The 19969-nt window shown below is 58.6% G+C and carries 18 protein-coding genes; 6 read left to right on the top strand and 12 right to left on the bottom strand.

Features of this window, described 5'->3' with window-relative positions:
- Positions 1–58: 58 nt before the first annotated feature.
- The gene (locus tag MPC4_RS01625) at positions 59–769 is read right to left on the bottom strand and encodes a glycosyltransferase family 4 protein (protein ID WP_174510973.1); all 711 of its coding nucleotides are present in this window, start codon (positions 767–769) and stop codon (positions 59–61) included.
- A gap of 953 nt (positions 770–1722) precedes the next feature.
- Between MPC4_RS01625 and MPC4_RS01620 the strand changes: the two genes are divergently transcribed.
- Positions 1723–2751 (top strand): polysaccharide deacetylase family protein, encoded by a 1029-nt coding sequence (locus MPC4_RS01620; protein WP_174510972.1) that lies wholly within the window; start codon positions 1723–1725, stop codon positions 2749–2751.
- A gap of 205 nt (positions 2752–2956) precedes the next feature.
- On the opposite strand, the gene MPC4_RS01615 is transcribed toward MPC4_RS01620, so the two are convergent.
- Positions 2957–3943, bottom strand: coding sequence for a class I SAM-dependent methyltransferase (locus MPC4_RS01615; RefSeq protein WP_174510971.1), 987 nt, complete (start codon positions 3941–3943; stop codon positions 2957–2959).
- 632 nt (positions 3944–4575) lie between these two features.
- Between MPC4_RS01615 and MPC4_RS01610 the strand changes: the two genes are divergently transcribed.
- The 5 genes from MPC4_RS01610 (at position 4576) to MPC4_RS01590 (ending at position 8927) form a co-directional block, all read left to right on the top strand.
- Complete coding sequence (locus MPC4_RS01610) at positions 4576–4920, top strand: hypothetical protein (RefSeq protein ID WP_174510970.1); 345 nt, start codon at positions 4576–4578, stop codon at positions 4918–4920.
- Between the two features lie 399 nt (positions 4921–5319).
- Positions 5320–6270 (top strand): glycosyltransferase family 2 protein, encoded by a 951-nt coding sequence (locus tag MPC4_RS01605; protein WP_174510969.1) that lies wholly within the window; start codon positions 5320–5322, stop codon positions 6268–6270.
- Positions 6271–6537: 267 nt separating this feature from the next.
- Entirely contained in the window at positions 6538–6825 is a 288-nt protein-coding gene (locus tag MPC4_RS01600; protein WP_174510968.1) for a hypothetical protein, read from the top strand.
- Positions 6822–8084, top strand: a complete 1263-nt coding sequence (locus tag MPC4_RS01595) for an oligosaccharide flippase family protein (RefSeq protein WP_174510967.1) — start codon at positions 6822–6824, stop codon at positions 8082–8084. Before MPC4_RS01600 ends, MPC4_RS01595 begins: the two co-directional genes overlap by 4 nt.
- Positions 8085–8306: 222 nt before the next feature.
- A complete protein-coding gene (locus MPC4_RS01590; protein WP_174510966.1) occupies positions 8307–8927 on the top strand; it encodes a YceI family protein in 621 nt (206 codons plus the stop codon).
- A gap of 141 nt (positions 8928–9068) precedes the next feature.
- Here MPC4_RS01590 and MPC4_RS01585 read toward each other — a convergent pair whose 3' ends face one another.
- From MPC4_RS01585 to nuoH, 10 genes are all read right to left on the bottom strand, one after another.
- Positions 9069–9308: a hypothetical protein gene (locus MPC4_RS01585; RefSeq protein ID WP_134489645.1), complete on the bottom strand. Its 240-nt coding sequence runs from the start codon at positions 9306–9308 to the stop codon at positions 9069–9071.
- A 414-nt stretch (positions 9309–9722) separates the two neighbouring features.
- Positions 9723–11393, bottom strand: a complete 1671-nt coding sequence (locus tag MPC4_RS01580) for a ribonuclease J (RefSeq protein WP_174510965.1) — start codon at positions 11391–11393, stop codon at positions 9723–9725.
- 29 nt (positions 11394–11422) lie between these two features.
- Positions 11423–12175, bottom strand: coding sequence for a biotin--[acetyl-CoA-carboxylase] ligase (locus MPC4_RS01575; protein WP_244628777.1), 753 nt, complete (start codon positions 12173–12175; stop codon positions 11423–11425).
- Between the two features lie 66 nt (positions 12176–12241).
- Entirely contained in the window at positions 12242–13675 is a 1434-nt protein-coding gene (nuoN, locus tag MPC4_RS01570) for an NADH-quinone oxidoreductase subunit NuoN (RefSeq protein WP_174510964.1), read from the bottom strand.
- An 82-nt stretch (positions 13676–13757) separates the two neighbouring features.
- A complete protein-coding gene (locus MPC4_RS01565; protein WP_174510963.1) occupies positions 13758–15269 on the bottom strand; it encodes an NADH-quinone oxidoreductase subunit M in 1512 nt (503 codons plus the stop codon).
- Positions 15269–17293: an NADH-quinone oxidoreductase subunit L gene (nuoL, locus tag MPC4_RS01560; protein ID WP_174510962.1), complete on the bottom strand. Its 2025-nt coding sequence runs from the start codon at positions 17291–17293 to the stop codon at positions 15269–15271. Before nuoL ends, MPC4_RS01565 begins: the two co-directional genes overlap by 1 nt.
- Positions 17294–17299: 6 nt before the next feature.
- On the bottom strand, positions 17300–17608 hold the full coding sequence (gene nuoK / locus MPC4_RS01555) for an NADH-quinone oxidoreductase subunit NuoK (protein WP_134489657.1): 309 nt from the start codon (positions 17606–17608) through the stop codon (positions 17300–17302).
- Positions 17609–17659: 51 nt separating this feature from the next.
- Entirely contained in the window at positions 17660–18268 is a 609-nt protein-coding gene (locus tag MPC4_RS01550) for an NADH-quinone oxidoreductase subunit J (protein ID WP_134492487.1), read from the bottom strand.
- 133 nt (positions 18269–18401) lie between these two features.
- A complete protein-coding gene (nuoI, locus tag MPC4_RS01545) occupies positions 18402–18890 on the bottom strand; it encodes an NADH-quinone oxidoreductase subunit NuoI (protein WP_134489659.1) in 489 nt (162 codons plus the stop codon).
- A gap of 49 nt (positions 18891–18939) precedes the next feature.
- Positions 18940–19968 carry an NADH-quinone oxidoreductase subunit NuoH gene (nuoH, locus tag MPC4_RS01540; protein WP_174510961.1) on the bottom strand — a complete coding sequence of 343 codons (1029 nt, stop codon included), beginning with the start codon at positions 19966–19968 and terminating at the stop codon, positions 18940–18942.
- Position 19969 lies beyond the last annotated feature (1 nt).

Raw genomic sequence — 19969 nt, 5'->3', positions numbered from 1 at the left:
GAGAGGCTCATGCGTCTCGGAGATCGAAGGAGCGCGGGCGACGCGAGGTATTGAAAATTCAATGCGATTTCAGCATCGATTGACAGATGCGCAGAATCTGCGCCGTCCATTCGTCGAAAGATGGAGAAATCATTGCATGGGCCCGCGACGCCCGCCGGCTCAGTTCCGCGGTCCGGCCGTCGTCAGCGTATAGATCGTCGACTGCCTTGAGGATAGAGGCCTTGTCGACGGCCGGCAGGACCACTCCGCATTGATGGGTTCTGATGTCGGCGGCCACCTGAGCTTGACTGCTTATAACGACAGGGACGCCAGCGCCTAGCGCCTCCAAGGCCGACAGACCGAAGGTTTCGCGGACCCTTGACGGCATGATCAGCAGGCGAGATCTCTCCGCCGCCCGGCCGATTGTTTCATGGGACTGGAACCCGTGCGCGATGATGTTCGGCGCCGGCGGGAAACGGATCTCCCCCTCGCCGAACATATTCAAAGTCCATGGGCGCTCGCGAAGGGCGTCGACAAGGACATCGACGCCCTTCTCGGTCGTCAAGGTTCCTACATAGAGAATCTCGCGATTATGTTCGGCTTTGACCGGGACCGCTGTGAACGGCTTGGAAGGGTTGCGCACAACGCTGATGAATTGCTCAGCTATGCCCCCCTTGGCCAGATATTCGACCATTCCTTCATGGACGACGATGATGCGGGAGCCGTTGAGGTCAACGTTCCAATTCAACCGCCGCATCGCGCCCATGCCGGTTCGCCAGATTTTTTGCATATAATTTCTTTTGTCGCATTGCGTTGCAAAGCAAGACAGCGACAGCGGCGCGCGCTCGCAGGGTTCTCCATGGCCAAAATCGAAATAGCCTCCATTTGGGCAGGCGAGAAAATAGTCGTGAGCATAGACGAGGACGCGTCTCGATACTCGTCGAAGCGCCGCGAAAATTGAAGGTGAAAGGATTTGAGACCATGAGTTAATAATATAAACGGTGTCTGGCGTGTCAGTTTGGTCGATCAGTTTGGTGACCGCGGCATGCGCCGCCGTGTTAAACAACCCCCGGAAAACGCCGATTCTCGGATCGGTGAGAAGAAGCTTTTGTTGATTCAGGGAAACGACAGAAATGTCATCCGCTAAACCGCCTTCGTACGGTTCCCCTGCAAGAACTTTAACGGGAATGCTTTGCGCCGCCAGCAACTGAACAAGATCAACGCCAACCTTAGCGGCGCCGCCTTTTGGGGCGATAAAATCGCACATAAAAACGATTCGCATCCCCCGATCCTCCAATAAATATTTTTTTATAATATGCTTGGCAATCCGATTATAATTCGGATTAGAAAGGCGCCACGCGGAATGTTAATCAAGTACCGGAGATTACGCACCCGGCGCTCATCGATTATATTCCGTCTGCGCTGCACACAAGGCGCGGCGACGTTTGTCATACATCTATGTCTGTCTCGCCTAAGCTTCTATCAGCTTACACAACGAGAGTAACCTTTTGCTGATTATAATTTCTGATAATTAGCCACTCGAAATAATGCAACGTTCACGTTAATATTCGACTTTGACGAGTTGCGCTGATAAATTTTCTTTGCTTTAGCTTGACGTTCGGGGGATGCCCTGACACGTATAATGATCGCACAAAACAACTAGAGATCCAAAGCCGTTTACGCGAAGGGCGCGCGCATGCGCCCCGAAATTTGGCGCGCAAAATCCTTATGAGGAGCAATCGCGTGAATTATTCGGTCTTAAGAGGCGCCTCGGAGGCTCTTCATAAAATAGGCGCTGATGCGTTAATCGGCCGCCAATACAAGGGAGTCGGAGCAATCATCATGGGCCACAGCGTGGTCCAAGACCGAGCGGATCTGGTCGATCCGGGCATTCAAATAAGTAGGGGCTTTCTCGAACGCATTATTAAATATTACATCGAAAATGACATTGATATAATTTCACTGGATGCAGCGATTGAGCGCCTCAGCACGGGAAATACAAAACAATTCGTTTCCTTCACTTTTGACGACGGTTATCGCAATAATTTAACGGTAGCGCTCCCATTATTCAGAAAATACAATAAGCCGTTGACGATTTACGTCACCACCGCATTTCTGGAACGACGAATAGATCACTGGTTGGGGGCCTTGAGAGAGATTATTCGCGGCCATGACCAGGACCGTCTTGGTCTGGGCGGAAAGGTTTTCCGCACCTCGACATCCAAGCACAAAACAGTCGCATTTCGGCACATCCTTCGATGTATCGAAAAAGGCGAAATCGATGTCGGAGAAATCCATCAGCTTGCGCGTCATAAGAATATTAGCGCTCAGCAGGTGTTGGACGCAGACGCGTTAAACAGCGCCGAGTTGCAGGAGCTAAGTGCGGAGCCCCTGGTTGAAATCGGCGGCCATACGGATAGCCACCCACACCTCGCGCAACTAAGCCTTGACGCCGCCCGCGCCGAAATCTTGGCGAACGCTTCCTGTCTTGCGGATATTACCAACAGTGCGGTGCGCCATTTTGCTTATCCGTATGGCGACGTCAAAAGCTGTGGCGCACGCGAGTTCGCTCTTTGCAAAGAATTGGGCTTTCGCAGCGCAACTACGACGCGACTTGGCGGGTTATTTCCAGCGCACCTTGAGCACAACACAAGCCTGCCTCGGATCCGTCTCAACGGCGCGTGTGAGAGTATCGGATTTATGGAATGCCAACGAAATGGCGCGATCGCCGCGATTCAAACCCGCTTTGGCGATCCCGTCGTTATCGCCTGATCGCCGCCCGCTCTTTGAGGGCAGATTATTGCGGTGGGGCAGCCTGTAGCCGCCTGCATCAACCGGCCTCGCCGAAGCGTGATGCGAGACGAGCATCGTCTCGCCCTTGATAGCCGCCGAAAGCCACCTTTTTGCGTCGCGCTGCTGTTTCGCGCGCAATGGCGGAAAGCGCCAGCCGGCTTTCCCCATGATCCGCGGCGCAGCCTCATCCTACCGCGGAGATCTCCGGCTTCAGTCCCAGCGCATTGAGCGTCTTCGCAATCTCCGCACGGTAAATCGGATTCATGACGATCACGAGGTCCGGCGGCTCGGCGACAAGAGCGCTCGGCGCTATCACCCGGTGCCCTGCGCCGGGCATAAACTTCCCCTGCTTATACGGGTTGACATCGACGACCGCTGATATCTCCGTGTCGAGACCCAGCGTCGTAAGGAAGGAGACGCCCTTCGATCCACCCCCCCAGACCACGATGCGCTTGCCTTCGGCCGAGGCCGAACGAACGCGCTCACGCCATTCGTCTTGGACGATCCTGACTCTGGACGGGAAGCTTTTCGCGAGACCCTGCATTTCCGCGAGGTCGTCTTCAAGATCCAGGCGCGGCCGCGAGGGTCCCGTTGCTATAGGCCTCGCGTATTGAACGATATATTGATCACCGTATCGCAGACGGAGGTCTGTGACGTCGAATCCTTCCGCCCGGAACAGGCGCGCGTGCGCGCCTGGACTGAAGTAGGAACAGTGCTCATAATAGATGTCCCAAAAGGCCCCTTCTGCAAGCACTCGCTTTGCATCCGGGGTTTCAAAAACAACCCAGGGATCGGTGCGAGACCCAATGCCCTCACGGATCGATCGGACGAATTTCTGAACCGACGCGATATGCTCCAGCGTATGACGGCAGAGAATGATATCCGCATCAAATTGGCCGCTTGGCTTGTAGAAGTCAGTTATGAATTGAACCCTGTCGTCTTCTTCGTCGCGTCCGGCGTCTGTTCGATAGCCAGGATCGATGCCAAGTCCCGTGGCGCCGCTGATCCGGCAAAGCTCACGAAGAAACTCGCCTTTGCCACAGCCGATCTCGAGGACATGCTTTCCATGAGCCGAGCACGCCTGCGCGATCTCGCGAGCTAATTCCTTGGCGAACGCGGAAAACGTATCAGAAAAATGCTGCGACTCCTCGAAGTCGCCAGAATAGCTCATCACCGCTTCGTCAAAAATCTGATTGAATAGAAATCCACATGAATCGCAAAAAGCCAGCTGCAGATCGCGGCGAGGAAATGCGCGGGCTTCTTCGGCGGAATTCAGAAGGACGCAGCTATGCACCGGTATTGACGGCACATGGTAGAGAGCTGCCGTAGATCCGCCGCCACAACATGGGCATGGCAAAGCTTTGGCGGCGTCCGCTTCATCGGGTTTTCGCCCTTCGAAATCAGTTGGGAAAGTGGGAGAGTTCATGAGCGCACCAGACCTCGACTGTGATCAAAAAACACACGGTTTCCGCCGATTGAAAGCCGTCGCCCTTCCGGCTGGCTATCTGATGCAACAAAATCAATTGCCCCGTTACGGCTCCGCTGCATCAATTCAATCTCCTCTTATCGGCATGCAATATAGGGGCTGGCGAAGTCCCCGCGGACGTTTCGTTGGCGTCGTCTCGGCCGCTTGACGTGTCTTTGGAGACGATTGCCGGCGGCCGCGTTCGCAGACGAGAAAGCAGACACATTCGCCTGCGTGAATTGCTACCCGGAACCTCCCGCCAAACTCTACAAATTGTAGGAATATCGGTGGACGCTAAGCCGATGGCGTAGGCAAATTGCAGGATAACGATCAGCGCAATGGCCCTGAGCGCCGAATCGAGCATGGGGAGCGGTGTTCCAGCTAGCGTGAAGACAACGATGAGAAAACAGGTTGGAAACAACGATGAAGCTTTGAAAAAGCGTCCGAGGAACACTCCCAGAAGGGCTGCGGCAGCCATCAGAATGACCATTGTGGATCTTTCCAGGCTTGTTGATCCTAAGATGGTATGGCTGCACTTTGAACCGCCGCCACAATGCCTTCATGCGCTCCATGATCGTTGCCTTGACCGAACCACAATCGGTTTTGCCCTAGAGCTGGAAGCGAGGCAAGGCACGGAAAATACGAAGCCCGACGGTGGTGGTTTCGTTGACATAGTCGAATGAGTCCGAAAGACCAGTCGAATGGGCGGCGCTCCCGGCTCTCTGCTCGCTCAAAGGTCGAGTTCGGCGCTTTTTTTTCTGTGCGGATCTACACTGTAGCGGCGATTTGGCTGGCCTTCGATCCATGCGCTAGGCTGGGTCGATTCCGCCAACTCATTAGCCTATTCGCGGCGATCGAAGATGGAAGCTTCTCGGCTCGACAAGTTCCGGGCGCGCGCTTCGTTTATTGTCCGTATTTGCCGAGTCTTGCGATATTGCTGTGACTCAACCATCCAAGGGATGCCGCCGTAGATTGTTCCGGGTCCGACCCAGTAATTGATGCGACGGATAAACTCGCGGTGCTGAGCCTTCAGCTGACGGCGAGATATTCTGGAGCGGGGCTTCATAGCCAAGGAGAACCGTATGAATTCAAGATCCACGACGCCTCGCGTTTCGCTGGCTCTCCCGGTGTATAATGGCGCGCGGTATGTCGCCAAAGCAGTGGAGTCAATCCTCGATCAAGGATATGAGGACTTTCGACTTACCATCACCGACAATGCATCAACGGATGGAACGGAGGGGATATGCCGCAAATTCGCCGAGCTTGACAGCCGCGTGAATTACGTCCGCAATCCGCGCAATCTCGGCGCAGGCCCAAACTACAACCTTGGCTTCGAATTGAGCACCGGCGAGTATTTCAAGTGGTGCGCCTGCGACGACTACCTCAGTCCAAATTTTCTGGAAAGCTGCGTGGCGGCGCTCGACCAGCGCCAAGACGCCGCCGTCGCTTACGCCACAACGAGGAGCGTCGACGAGGATGGCGCCCAGATCGATTTGGTCGGCTCCATGGCGCCTGACATGACCGGGGCAGGACCCGCCCTCCGATTCTACAAAGTGCTCACCGAGCTCGGAACATGTTATGAAATCTTCGGCCTCTTTCGGAGAGACGTCCTCAAACGCAGCACTTTGCAACGCGGTTACTACGGATCTGACCACGCCCTGCTCGCGGAAATTGCGCTTCTCGGATCATATGTCCATGTGCCGGAAGCCACTTTATACAATCGGGAGCATAAGGACCGCTCCATCAATATGAGCGACACTCTCGCCCGCGTAGCTTGGCAGGATACGAGCGCCAGCAATAAATATTCCTTAGAGCACATCCGCCATCTCAATCATCTGATCGAAATTGCGCTTAGACACAGGCGGGCAGTCTCTCCGGCTCAAACCTTGAGCTATCTTTTTCTTTCAGAAGCAAGACCGCTGCAGTTGATGAGATTCGGGCTGGACCTCGTTGGCCTTGCGTCACCTCCGGTTCGGAGACGGTTGAGAGACGCCGGATGGAAGTGTCTGAGCAGCCTCCAGATTCAACTTTGATAGGGCTGCATTTCAAAAGGCCGTCCGTTTTTCGCGGACCGAATAAGGTCGCCCCCGCCTGTACCGAATGCCGTTCTGCATGCTGAAGCTTTGAAATTATTGATTGATCTTATGACCAACCGTCGAGCCAACCCGTAAGCGAGAGACGGCATCTCCCGGTCCACCTTCGCAAATCGCGCTCGTGGCTTGAACTTGGTTGTCGCGGCGACGCTTGCGTGGCCGGATATTCGGCGCAACAGGCGCGAGACAACAATGATGAGTCAGAGAATGATGAAGATAGCGTTCGTCAATGAGCCTTTCGCTCACCTCCTGCCGCTCTATCAGTCGTCTGTTGGAGGATGCAGCTATGGGGCGGCTCGTTGTCTGGCGAAATTCTCGCACGTGACTGGCTACGGACTGCATGACCTCGATCGCCCGGCTAACACATGCAACGACGTCGACGCCACGGCTTCTCCTCACAAGGGACTTCACGTACTGCCCGCCGCATCAGCCGCGGGGTGCCCATCGCTCGAGACCAGACTTCTCGCCGCCCGCCGACATGGTCCGCGCCATTGAAAAAAGCATTTTTCGCCCTCTATTGCGCCTATGCGGCGCGTTATCTGACCTCGTTTTTCTCGCTGCCCTTTCTGGCGCGAGAGCTGGGTCCGGTGGGGCTCGGACACCTCGCCATTGCGACATCCATGGTGATGGTGGTCTCGATCTGGGTTGAATATGGGTTCAGCGTATCGGCGTTGCGGGAGATTTCCGCGGCCAAACCTGACGATCGCGGCGGAATTGTCATCGGCGTCACGACGGCAAAGCTTGTGTTATGGGGCGTGGCGGGGCTCACTCTCGGCGCGCTAAAGCTCTTTTTCCCTCCGATCTCCCATTTTCCCGCTGATCTCGGCTTGGTCGTCTTGCTGGGCGGAGTGCAGGCCTTCAATCTCGGCTGGTATTTTCTCGGCGTTGGCCGCGCGTCGGTGTCTGCCGTCATAGACGGACTCGGGGCGTTAATGTGGTTCATCCCCGCGTTTTTTCTGGTGCGCTCCCCCTCAGACGTCAATCTGGTCCTGATTTGCCAACTCGGTTCTCAAGCCGTTCTCGTCCTTATCGCGCACGGAATCATCTTCACGAGCCTTAAGCGTTTCTCGGTCGACTGGGTCAAAGTGATTGAGCAGGTAAAATCCGGCGGCCCATTGTTCGTCAAGAAGATAGCGATGGCCGCCCATTCCGCGGCGATCGTGTTGATTCTCGGAGCGATGGCTGGTCCGGTTCAGGTTGGATATTTCAACGCCGCGGACAGATTCGCCGGAGCAATCGTCGCCTCGTTCTATCCCGCCGCACAAGCGGTGATGCCCTATTTGTTCAATCGAGCGGCTACTGACGGTTCAGATTCTATATTTACAGCGTCCCGTTATATGTCAATAATACTTCTTATCGCCAGCATCATCATTACGACATCTATATACTTTACGGCGCATATTCTTATAGCCGTATTTGCCGGCCCGCAATATACGCCCTCGATCCAGATCTTGCAGATTCTTGCATTTACTTTCCCGCTGGTGGCGATCAACCAGGCGCTCGGACTCTATATCATGCTGCCTTTGAGGCTCGACGTCAGTTTCCTCGCGGGCGTCATCTTAGGCGAATGCGCTAGTTTGATTTTGACATATATTTGGGCTTCCTCTCTGGGAGCGGTCGGCGTCGCCTCTTTTCGCGTGATTGAGGCAGCAATTTCGGCCATCGTATTCAGCATCGTGCTGTATAAGAAACGCTACATTCAAAAGCTTCTCTTCGGCAGATCGGGCAAGGCCATTCCCGCAGCGCACAGGTAGCGCTTTTCGTTTAATTGACAAGCGGCCACGCCGGCGCTCGACATCTGTTGCGAGCCTTCTTTGCAGCGGTGCCGCTCACCTCTGGCGTAGATCGGCATCGCCCCAGAGACGAGCGCGCGTTCCCGGGAAGGGCGCTGACAGACAAGTGACATGCGCGCGCCGCGCAGCTGTGCGAAGCTTGGGTGTCAGCGTCTCCCCGCGTAACATTCAAGATCGGCGCGCATGCTTTTTCGTTTTGTGATGCACGCCAACAAACGAGCGGCCCTCGCGGCAGGACATTTGCGATGGGTGATTGCCGCGCTGCCGCTGGTTCCCATGATCGCCGCCCCCGGCGCCGCGGGGGTCGACAAATGGTTGATTGATCCGGCTCAGACTCACATCTCCTTTTCCGTCGATGCGGTCGGCTTTCCCCGCACTGAAGGCGAGTTCCGCGCTTTTGACGGACGCATCGCGATCGACTTCGAGCATCCTGCGCTGAGCAGCGTCAGTTTCCATGTGCAGGCTCAGTCGGTCGACGCTGGATCCCCCTTGCTCAGCGACGTCCTGCGTGGCGACGCCTTCTTCGACGCCCCGCGCTTCGCCATGATCGACTTCGTGTCGAAGACGATTGAAAAGATCGACGAGCATCGGGTTCGCGTCGCGGGCGAATTGACGATGCATGGCGTGACAAAGCCGCTGGCCGTTGAGGTTGCCGTCCGCCCGCAGCCCGCAAAGCCGCGCGCGCGCATCGCCTTCACTGCGAAGGCGACCATAGATCGGCTGGCGTTTGGAATGACGGCCGGCTATCCAGCCGTTTCCCGAGAGGTTGCGCTCACCGTCGAAAGCGAAGCCGTCGAACATTGAATTCTTGGCATTGAATTCTTGGAATTCTTGGCATTGAAGCTAACGCGCCGGGCGATCGACCAGGATGATTGCGCTCGCTTTTCCGCCCGCGCTGCAGCAGGCCGCAGAGCCCTCACCGGAGGACGCGAACGTACGGCGCTTTCATGCGCGCATGTCGGCGCCGCTGAGACCGATGGAAATTCCCTGACGCTTCGCGATTTCGAGCTTCACCCTCGTCCAATAGCGCGCCGAGCCGGCGCCATCGACGCAGCGGCCCCTCACCCGATCTCGCGCCTCGTAATAGGCGCGATCGCGATATGTCGCAATGAGCCGCTCGGCCTCCGCTGCAGCGATGGCGCGCCTTTCAGCGCGTTCGCGGATGGATGCGAAAAGGCGATTCATTATTCCGTGCATCTTTGCGAATCACTCTACCTATACGAGCGCAACCAATGTGGATTGTTTTCGAATCGCGCGCAACCTGCAAGGAGTCGCATCAACAAGTTTTCCCCGCGGAACCGTCATTGATCCGCATTTGTTCACACTATGTTCGATCATGCAAGAACATTCGAACGCCCGCCCGGGCAGCCGGCGGAGGGTTGCCCCTTTCCTTGAAAGCGAAGCAGTAATGGGCGCCGCGCCAAGCGGCCCGGCGGCTTCGATCCTCGCAGTGGGAAAGGGTGATCGCTGAAGCCGCGTTCCGCCCACGGCGCGGGCGCTCACCTGCGAGCCGCGGGCCTATCTTCAGTCAAGGAGGCGGCGTTACCGCGAATGGCGACGCGACTCGCCCCGGTTTGGATCAAATCTCTTTTTGATGGCTCACACTTCAACCACGAGCACATGGACGGCGGGGCGCTTTCCCCAAGCCGCGGCGACCGCGTTGCGCACCGCCTTTTCGATCGCGGTCGATACGACATCGGCGTCGCGCCGCTTCTGCCGCGGCAAATGGTCGAAGGTTTGGAACATCGCATCATCGACGATCGCATCCATCGCCGCGCCGTCCCGGACGCGCGCCGGAATGCCCGCCGTCATCACGTCGGGAACGCCAGCCAGATCCCCCTTTGAAGTCACCGCGAGCGCGATAGTGATGATGCCTGAGACCGCCAGCTTCTGGCGCATCCGCGGCGCTTCGTCCGCTTGGGACACGAAGATATTTCCGTCCTTCAGCAAACGCCCATGGGGCGCCTCCCCGACGATTCCCGGCTGGCCGGGGGCGAGGACGGCGATATCCCCGTTTCGGGCGCTGAGCACATGCGGCACGCCCTGCGCTTTGGCAAAGGCCGCATGTTCGGCGAGATGCAGGTCTTCGCCATGCGCCGGGATTGCAATCTGCGGCCGCGTCCAGGCATAAAGTTGAGAAACCTCCCCCCGGCGCGGGTGGCCGGAGGCATGGACGAGCGCCGTGCGATCGGTGACCACGTCGACGCCCGAACGGATGAGATTGTTGATGATGCGGCCGACTTCCCGTTCATTGCCCGGGATCGTGCGGGAAGAAAAAATGACCTTGTCGCCGGCGCTGAGCGTCACGGCCGGATGTTCGCCTTCCGAGATCCGTGCGATCGCCGCGCGGCTTTCGCCCTGACTGCCTGTCGCCACGAGAACAACCCTGTCGCGCGGCAAATGGGCGAAAGCGTCGACTCCCAGAAAGTCTGCAATGCCGTCGAGATAACCGCATTCGCGCGCGACGGCGACGACCCGCTCCATAGCGCGCCCGGCCAGCACGACGCTGCGCCCCGCCGCGCTGGCGGCTTCGGCGACGGCGCGGATGCGGGCGACGTTCGAGGCGAATGTCGTGACGATGACCCGCCCCGACGCTTTGGCGATGATGTCGCGCAGATTTCTTGCGACCTCGCCCTCCGACGGACTTATTCCCTCGCGCAGAATGTTGGTCGAATCGCAAATCAGCGCCAGAACGCCTTCGTCTCCGATCGCGGCCAGCCGCCTTTCGTCTGTCGGCGCGCCAAGGCCCGGCTCCGCGTCGATTTTCCAGTCGCCGGAATGAACGATGACGCCGAGTGGCGTCCTTATGGCGAGGGCGCAGCTTTCCGGGATGGAATGCGCCATGGCTATGAATTCAACCGAGAACGGACCGGCCTCGATCTTGCCGCCCTGGGGGACGACCTTGATCGGCACCTCGGGCGCTCCAGGCTCGGAAAGCCGCTTGGTCAGCAACAGCTCAGCGGCGAAACGCGTGGCGTAGAGCTGGCACCCAAGTTTTGGCCAGACATCGGCGACCGCGCCGATATGGTCCTCATGCGCATGCGTGATGACGAGTCCGACCAGATCCTGACGCATTTTCTCGATGAAGCTGATGTCGGGGATGATCACGTCAATCCCGACGAGCTCCGGCCCGGCGAAAGCGATGCCGCAATCGACCATCAGCCATTTCATGCGCCCTTTCGGGCCGAAACCGTAAAGGGCGAGGTTCATCCCGATCTCGCCCAAGCCTCCGAGCGGCACGAAGACGAGCTCGTCATTTGCCGCGTTCATATATATGGACCTTTCTGTTTCTCTTCCGTTTAGTTCGTTCTCATCAATTGGGGCGCTGCGCCGGGGGGGAGCAAAAACACATCCCCCGCGTCTATTGCAATTTCGTTCAGGTCCTGCTGGAGGAGCAGACGGCCGGTGGCGTCGATGGTCTTGAAAACGCCCTCAACAGCGTCCTTTGGCCGCGTCACTCTGATTTTCTCGCCCTGACCGGCGGCGAGCGTGAGCCATTCCGCGCGGATCGTCTCAAATCCCGCCGGTTGCGACCAGACGCCGAGCCAGTGCGCCATGAACGCCGCCAGCGGCTCAAGAACCATGCCGGGCGTCACTTCGCGCCCGGCGATCGCGCTGAGATCATTCGTTTTGTAAAGCAGCGGTCCATCGGGGTGGGAGGCGCAATTGACGCCAATTCCGGCGACGCAGGCAAGGCCCTGCGCCACAGGCGCGCTCTCGAGAAGAATGCCCGCGACCTTGGCGCCGTTACCGAGAATATCGTTCGGCCATTTTATTTTGACGGCCGGACCATCGCCGAGAACCTCGCGCAAGGCCTGAGCAAGCGCAATGCTGGCGACAAAACCGAGCTCCGGCGCACGGCGTGGCGGCGCGGGATCGATCAGCAAAAGGCTCGCGAAGAGATTGCCGGGGTGAGACGTCCAACTGCGTCCGTTGCGGCCCCGCCCGCCGGTCTGGCTCGCGGCAGTAATCCAGAGCCGGCCAGGATCGCCGGCGCGCGCGCTGTCTAAAGCCGTATCATTGGTCGAAACCAGTTCGCCATGCTCGGCCAACCGGAATCCTTGAGCTTGAAGCGATCCTGCAAGTTGCGCCAGGGGACAACCACCATTCGGAGTTTCTTAGAACAGGGACTTCGCCGCCGCCGTCGTGGCGTCGATGAAAAAGCCCGGATAGGCGAACAAGAACAGCACAAGAAGGCTTGTCACCGCAAGCACAAGGCGCAAAGCCGGGGCGGGTTTATCGAAAGCGGGCGCCGCCTCGTCAAAATACATGACTTTGACAATGCGCAAATAGTAATAGGCCGCCACCGCGCTGGAAAGCACGCCAATGACCGCCAGCGGATAGAGATGGGCCTGAATGGCGGCGTTAAAGACATACCATTTGGCGAAGAAACCCGCCAGCGGCGGAATGCCCGCCAGCGAAAACATCAGCATCGCGAAACAGAAAGCCATGAAAGGATCGGTCTTGCCAAGCCCCGCGAGATCTGAAATCTGCTCGACGGCGTGGCCTGCGACTCTCATTGACAGGATTACGGCGAAAGCGCCGAGGGTCATGACGAGATAGATCGACATATAGGCGAGGACGCCAAAAACGCCTGCTTCCGTGCCAGCGGCGAGCCCTACGAGGGCGAAACCGACATGGCCGATGGCGGAATAGGCCATCAGCCGTTTGATGTTTGACTGGCCGATCGCGGCGAAAGCGCCGAGCGCCATCGAGAGAATGGAAATAAAGACAATGATCTGCCGCCATTGCGGCGCGACGCCGGGAAATGCCGTCATCACCACGCGTACCGTGATCGCCACGGCCGCCATCTTCACGGCGGAGGCGAAGAAGGCGGTGACGGGCGTCGGCGCGCCTTCATAGACGTCCGGCGTCCACATATGGAACGGCGCCGCCGACATCTTGAATGCAAGGCCCGTCATCAGGAAGACGAGGCCGAACACAATCCCGATCGAAGCTTTGCCGTGCACGGCTCCAGCGATGCCCGCGAAGGATACGGTTCCGGCAAAGCCGTAGATCAGCGAGGCGCCGTAAAGCAGCATCCCGGACGAAAGCGCGCCCAGCACGAAATATTTGAGGCCGGCCTCGGAGGCCCGCACATTGTCGCGATTGAAGGCGGCGATGACGTAGAGCGCCAGCGACATCAATTCGAGCCCGAGATAAAGCGCGATGAGGTTTTGCGCCGAAATCAGGACCAGCATCCCGATCGTGGCGAGAATGACGAGAATCGGAAACTCGAACTTGTCGATGCGTTCACGTGCGAGAAAATCCTGACCCATCACCAGCGTCGCGAGCGACCCCAGCAACGCCAGAACCTTCATGAAGCGGCCAAAGCCATCATCAATGACGGCGCCGTCAAAGACCACCGCCTGCGTCTTGGCCCCGAGAAGAATCACGAGAATTGCCGCGCCGAGCAGGCCGACGGCGATCTCGGTGACCGGCCCATCCGAATCCTTGCCGCGGATGGCGCCGATGAGCACGAGGACCAGAACGCCGACGGCCAGAATCAATTCCGGCAGGGTATGCGCGAGGGCGAAGGACAACGGCGCCATGTAAATCAGCCTTTAAAGCGCGGATCCAAGCGGATCATGCATAGGAACGATCTTGAGAGCGCGATCGCGATCCGATCGCGCCCTAGTGGAAAGCGAGCGCGGCGGTTTTGGTCGCCGCCAGCGCCGAATCATAATCCTTGATCAGCGCCGCGATAGAGGCCGAGGAGCTGTCGAGGACGGGGCCGGGATGAAAGCCGAAGTAGATCGTCAGCACGACGAGAGGAGCAAGGATTGCGACCTCCCGGCGGGAGAGATCGAGTATGTTCTGGAGGCTCGGCTTGTCGAGAACGCCGAATATCACGCGGCGGTAGAGATAGAGCGCATAGGCGGCGGACAGAATGACGCCCGTCGTCGCAAAGAATCCAACCCAGCTGTTCACGCGGAATCCGCCGAGCAGGCTGAGGAATTCGCCGATGAAGCCGGACGTCCCCGGCAGGCCCACATTCGCCATGGTGAAAATCATGAACGCCACGGCATAGAGCGGCATGCGGGCGACGAGGCCGCCATAGGCCGCGATATCGCGCGTATGCATGCGGTCATAGACGACGCCGACGCAGAGGAAGAGCGCGCCGGACACAAGTCCATGCGAGATCATCTGGAACATTGCGCCCTGCACGCCCTGCTCGGTCATGCTGAAAAGACCCATCGTGACGAAGCCCATATGCGCCACGGATGAATAGGCGATCAGCTTCTTCATGTCCTCCTGCACCAGCGCGACCAACGATGTGTAGATGATCGCGATAATGGAAAGCGCGAAGACCAGAGGAGCGAAATAGGCCGAGGCGTCGGGGAACATCGGCAAGGAGAAACGGATGAAGCCGTACCCGCCCATCTTCAGCAAAATGCCGGCAAGAATGACCGACCCCGCGGTCGGCGCTTCAACGTGCGCGTCCGGCAGCCATGTATGCACCGGCCACATCGGCATCTTGACCGCGAGCGAGGCGAAGAAGGCGAGGAACAGCCACTTCTGCATCGAGGCGGGGAAGTCGGTCTTGAGAAGGACGGTGATGTCCGTTGTCCCAGCGACCCCATACATCGCCATGATGGCGAGCAGCATCAAGAGCGACCCGACGAGCGTGTAAAGGAAGAATTTGAAGCTCGCATAGACGCGCCGCTTGCCGCCCCAGATGCCGATGATGAGAAACATCGGAATGAGGCCGCCCTCGAAGAACAGATAGAAAAGCACGAGGTCGAGCGCCGAGAAGACGCCAAGCATCAAGGTCTCGAGCACCAGGAAGGCGATCATATAATCCTTGACGCGATAGGTGATCGATTTCCACGAGGCGGCGATGCAGAACGGCATGAGGAAAGCGGTGAGAAGCAGGAAAGGCATCGACATGCCGTCGACGCCGAGCTTGTAGACAAGCCCCGAGCCGAACCAGCTTTTCTGTTCGACGAGCTGGAAAGCCGCCGACGAGGCGTCAAATTGGATGTAGGCGTAAACCGACAGCGCGAAGACGATCAGCGTCGTCGCCAGCGCCGCCCAGCGCGCATTGTTCAACGTGGCTTCATCATCGCCGCGCAGCGCAAGAATAAACGCCACGCCGACGAGCGGCAAAAACACGATGCCTGACAGGATGCCGAAGCCAAACATCAGCGCAGTCCCCCGACGAGATACCAGGTTGTGATGGCGGCGAGGCCGATCAGCATGGCGAAAGCATAATGATAAATGTAGCCGCTCTGCAGTTTCACGACTCTTCCCGTTACGTCAACGACCCACGCTGCGACGCCGTCCGGCCCCAGCCGGTCGATAATGGCGCCATCGCCGCCCTTCCAGAACAACCGGCCGAGCCAGAACGCCGGCCGAACGAAAATCTTGTCATAGAGTTCGTCGAAGTACCATTTGTTGAGGAGGAATCGGTAGAGCGCAGGCATCGCCTCGGCGAGGCGCGCCGCCGTTCCCGGCGCCAGAATGTAGATGTAGAGCGCGACGAGAAATCCGAGGACCATCATGACGGTCGGGGCGATCGAGGCGATGAAGGGAACTTCCTCCATCTGCGCCAGTATATGATTGTTTGCGCCGAAGTAGAGCGCGTTCTTCCAGAACTCGGCGACGCCCTCCCCGATGAAATCGGCGCGGAAATAAGCGCCCGCGAACAGAGCGCCGACAGCGAGCGCGGCAAGAGGGATCAGCATGACGACCGGCGCCTCATGCGGATCAAGCTGATGATCGCCATGACCATGAGCGTCATGATCATCATCCGCGTGACCGGCCGCGTGGGCGTCGACGCCGTGGCCGTGGCCCGCCGCGCCATGCGCGTCCGCGGCCCATTGAGCCTTGCCGAAGAAAGTCAGAAACACCAGCCGCCAGGAATAAAAGGAGGTCAATGCGGCGGCTATGACGGTCATCAGGTATCCGTAAAAGGCCATCGGCCGATGCGAGGCGAAGGCGGCGTCGATGATGGCGTCCTTGGAGAAATAGCCGGACGTCAGCGGAAAGCCCGTCAGCGCCAGGGTGCCGACCGTCATCATGGCGAATGTGAATGGAATCTTGCGCCACAGACCGCCCATGCGGCGCATGTCCTGCTCGTGATGCATGGCGACGATGACGGCGCCCGCCCCCAGGAACAGAAGCGCCTTGAAAAAGGCGTGCGTGAAAAGATGGAAGATGCCGATGGAATAGCCGCCGACGCCGAGCGCGACGAACATATAGCCGAGCTGCGAGCAGGTCGAATAGGCGATGACGCGCTTGATGTCGTTCTGGACGAGACCGACGGTCGCGGCGAAAAAGGCCGTGGTCGCGCCGATGAAAATGACAAATGAGAGAGCAACCGGCGCCTGTTCGAACAGCGGCGACAGGCGAGCCACCATGAAGACGCCGGCGGTGACCATCGTCGCCGCATGGATGAGAGCGGAAACCGGGGTCGGGCCCTCCATGGCGTCAGGCAGCCAGGTGTGGAGCAGGAACTGCGCTGACTTGCCCATCGCGCCCATGAAGAGCAGCAGGCAGGTGATCGTCATCGCGTCGAAATCGGCGCCAAACACATGGATCCTTGTGTTGGCGAGACCAGGCGCCGCGGCGAAGATCTGGTCGAAGCCGATCGACCGCGTGAGCAGGAACACCATGAAGATGCCGAGCAGGAAGCCGAAGTCGCCGACACGGTTGACGACGAAGGCCTTGATCGCGGCGGCGTTGGCGGACGGCTTTTGGTACCAGAAGCCGATCAGGAGATAAGAGGCGAGGCCGACGCCTTCCCAACCGAAGAACATCTGCAAGAGATTGTCCGCCGTCACCAGCGCCAGCATGGCGAAGGTGAACAGGGACAGATAGGAAAAGAAGCGCGACTGCGAGGGGTCGTCTTCCATATAGCCGATCGAGTAGAGATGGACGAGCGCCGAGACCGTCGTCACGACGATCAGCATGACGGCCGTCAGACTGTCGATCCGCAGTGACCATTCCGCCTTGAGCGCGCCCGATGAGAACCACTCGCCGAGAAGCGAGACGGTCGCCGGCGCATCGCCCATCGCCACATTGACGAACGTAACCCAGGACAGCGCCGCGGCCACGAACAGGAGGCTCGTCGTGACGAGTTCAGACGCGCGCGCGCCGATCAGCCGCCCGAACAGTCCCGCGATCAAAAATCCGAGGAGCGGTAGGAAGACGATTGCCGCATACATGTCGGCTCAACCCTTCATCATGTTGATGTCTTCGACCGCGATCGAGCCGCGGTTGCGATAGTAGGCGACGAGGATCGCAAGGCCGATGGCGGCTTCGGCGGCGGCCACGGTCAGAATGAAAAGCGAGAACACCTGGCCGGTCAGGTCGCCGAGAAAGTTGGAGAATGCGACGAGGTTGATGTTGACCGAGAGCAGGATGAGTTCGACCGACATCAAAACCACGATGATGTTCTTGCGATTGAGGATGATGCCGGCGAGCCCGATGGTGAAAAGGATCGCCGCGACAACCAGAAAATGGGTGAGCGAAAGCGTCATGGATTTTTCCCGGCCGCGGAGAGGTGCAAATGTTTCATTCGAGCCTTCGCCTCATACGCCCTGGCGGAACGGCTTCTTGCGAAGCTCGACCGCCTCAGCGGGCGTTCGGGCGTTTTGCGCGGCGACGTCCTGGCGTTTGACGCCGACCTTATGATGCAGGGTGAGAATGATCGCGCCGATCATGGCGGTGAGGAGCACAAAGCCCGCGCCGATAAAGAGATAGGCGTATTGCGTGTAGAGCACGCGGCCGAGCGCCAGCGTGTTGCTCATGCCGGGCGGCGCCGGCGTCGCCACATTGGCGAGCGTGGCGGCGTCGATCTTCCAGCCGCCGACGACGAGGATCAGCTCGAGCAGGACGATGGCGCCGATCGTTCCGCCAATCGGCAGATATTTCAGGAATCCCTGCTTGAATTCAGCGAAATCGACGTCGAGCATCATGACGACGAAAAGAAACAGCACCGCCACCGCTCCAACGTAAACGACAACGAGCAGCATCGCCAGAAACTCAGCCCCGAGCAGAAGAAAAAGACCCGCTGCGTTGAAAAAGGCGAGGATCAGGAAGAGCACCGAATGCACCGGATTCCGCGACGAGATCACTGAGAAGGCCGAGCCGATCAAGACCGCCGAGAAGAGGTAGAAGAACAGCGCCGGGACAATCATTGCCAAACCCCATCGATGATCTGCGCCGCTTCTGAAAGCTGCTTTATGGCGTTACGTGATCTTCCGACCGTCTCGGTCTTGCCCGCAGTCGCCATGGCGCAGGGGCAGCTCAACGATATCGTCAACTCAGACCTCACCGGTAGGGCGCGTCGAGCGCAAGATTGCGAGCGATCTCGCGCTCCCAGCGATCGCCGTTCTCAAGCAGACGGTTCTTGTCGTAATAGAGTTCTTCCCGCGTCTCCACCGCGAATTCGGCGTTCGGCCCTTCGACGATGGCGTCGACCGGGCAGGCTTCCTGACAGAAGCCGCAATAGATGCATTTCACCATGTCGATGTCGTAGCGCGTGGTGCGGCGCGTGCCGTCGTTGCGGCGCGGACCTGCTTCGATGGTGATGGCCTGCGCCGGACAGATCGCCTCGCAGAGCTTGCAGGCGATGCAGCGTTCTTCGCCGTTCGGATAGCGGCGCAGCGCATGTTCGCCGCGATAGCGCGGCGACTGCGGATTTTTTTCGTGCGGGTAGTTCAGCGTCGGCTTCGGCTTGAAGAAATAACGCATCGACAGCACGAAGGCGCCGACAAACTCTGTCAGGAACAGCGCCTTGGCGCCCTGGTCGAGTTTCATGCTTTGCCCTTTCGAACCAAGATCTGCGGCAGGATTTGCTGCGGGAACTTCATTGCGCCATCCCCGCGCCCCAGCCCGTCAACTGCAGCACGACGGCGACAAGGACGACCATGAAAAGGGAGATCGGCAGAAACACCTTCCAGCCGAGGCGCATCAGCTGATCGTAGCGATAGCGCGGCACGAAGGCTTTCACCATGGCGATCATGAAGAAAACCGCGCAGACCTTCAAAACGAACCAGATCACGCCGGGAACCAGCGTGAACGGCGCGAAGGGGATCGGCGACAGCCAGCCGCCAAGGAACAGAATGGTCATCAGCGCGCACATGGTGATGATCGCCACATATTCGGCGAGCATGAACAGCATGTAGGGGGTTGACGAATATTCGACCATGAAGCCGGCGACGAGTTCTGATTCCGCCTCGACGAGATCGAAGGGCGGGCGGTTCGTCTCGGCAAGCGCCGAGATGAAGAAAATGACAAACATCGGGAACAGCGGCAGCCAATACCAGCCGAGCATGCCAAAGCGCGTATCCTGCGCCATCACGATGTCGGTCAAGTTGAGCGAGCCGACGCAGAGCAGCACGGTGATGATGACGAAGCCGATCGAGACTTCATAGGAAATCATCTGCGCTGCGGAGCGGAGCGCCGAAAGGAACGGATATTTCGAGTTCGACGCCCAGCCGCCCATGATGATGCCATAGACGCTGAGAGAGGAGATCGCGAGAATATAGAGAATGCCGACGTTGATGTCGGCGATCGCCCAGCCCTTGGCGACCGGAATCACCGCCCAGGCCGCGAGCGACAAAAGGCCCATGACGAAAGGCGCAAGGAGAAAGATCCCCTTGTTCGATCCGTCGGGGATGATCGGCTCCTTGAAGACGAACTTCAACATGTCCGCGAAGCTCTGGAACAGCCCCCAGGGACCGACGACGTTCGGACCGCGCCGCAGCTGCACCGCCGCCCAGATCTTGCGATCGGCGTAGAGAATATACGCAATAAAGATCAGCAAAACGACGAGCAGCACGACGCTCTTCACGAGCGTCAGAAGCAAGGGCAGGAACCAGCCAGTCTCTTCCATG

It is taken from the genome of Methylocella tundrae (assembly GCF_901905185.1).
GTDB lineage: Bacteria > Pseudomonadota > Alphaproteobacteria > Rhizobiales > Beijerinckiaceae > Methylocapsa > Methylocapsa tundrae.
Note: the sequence above shows the minus strand (reverse complement) of the source record. Positions and strands in the feature narration are given on the sequence as shown.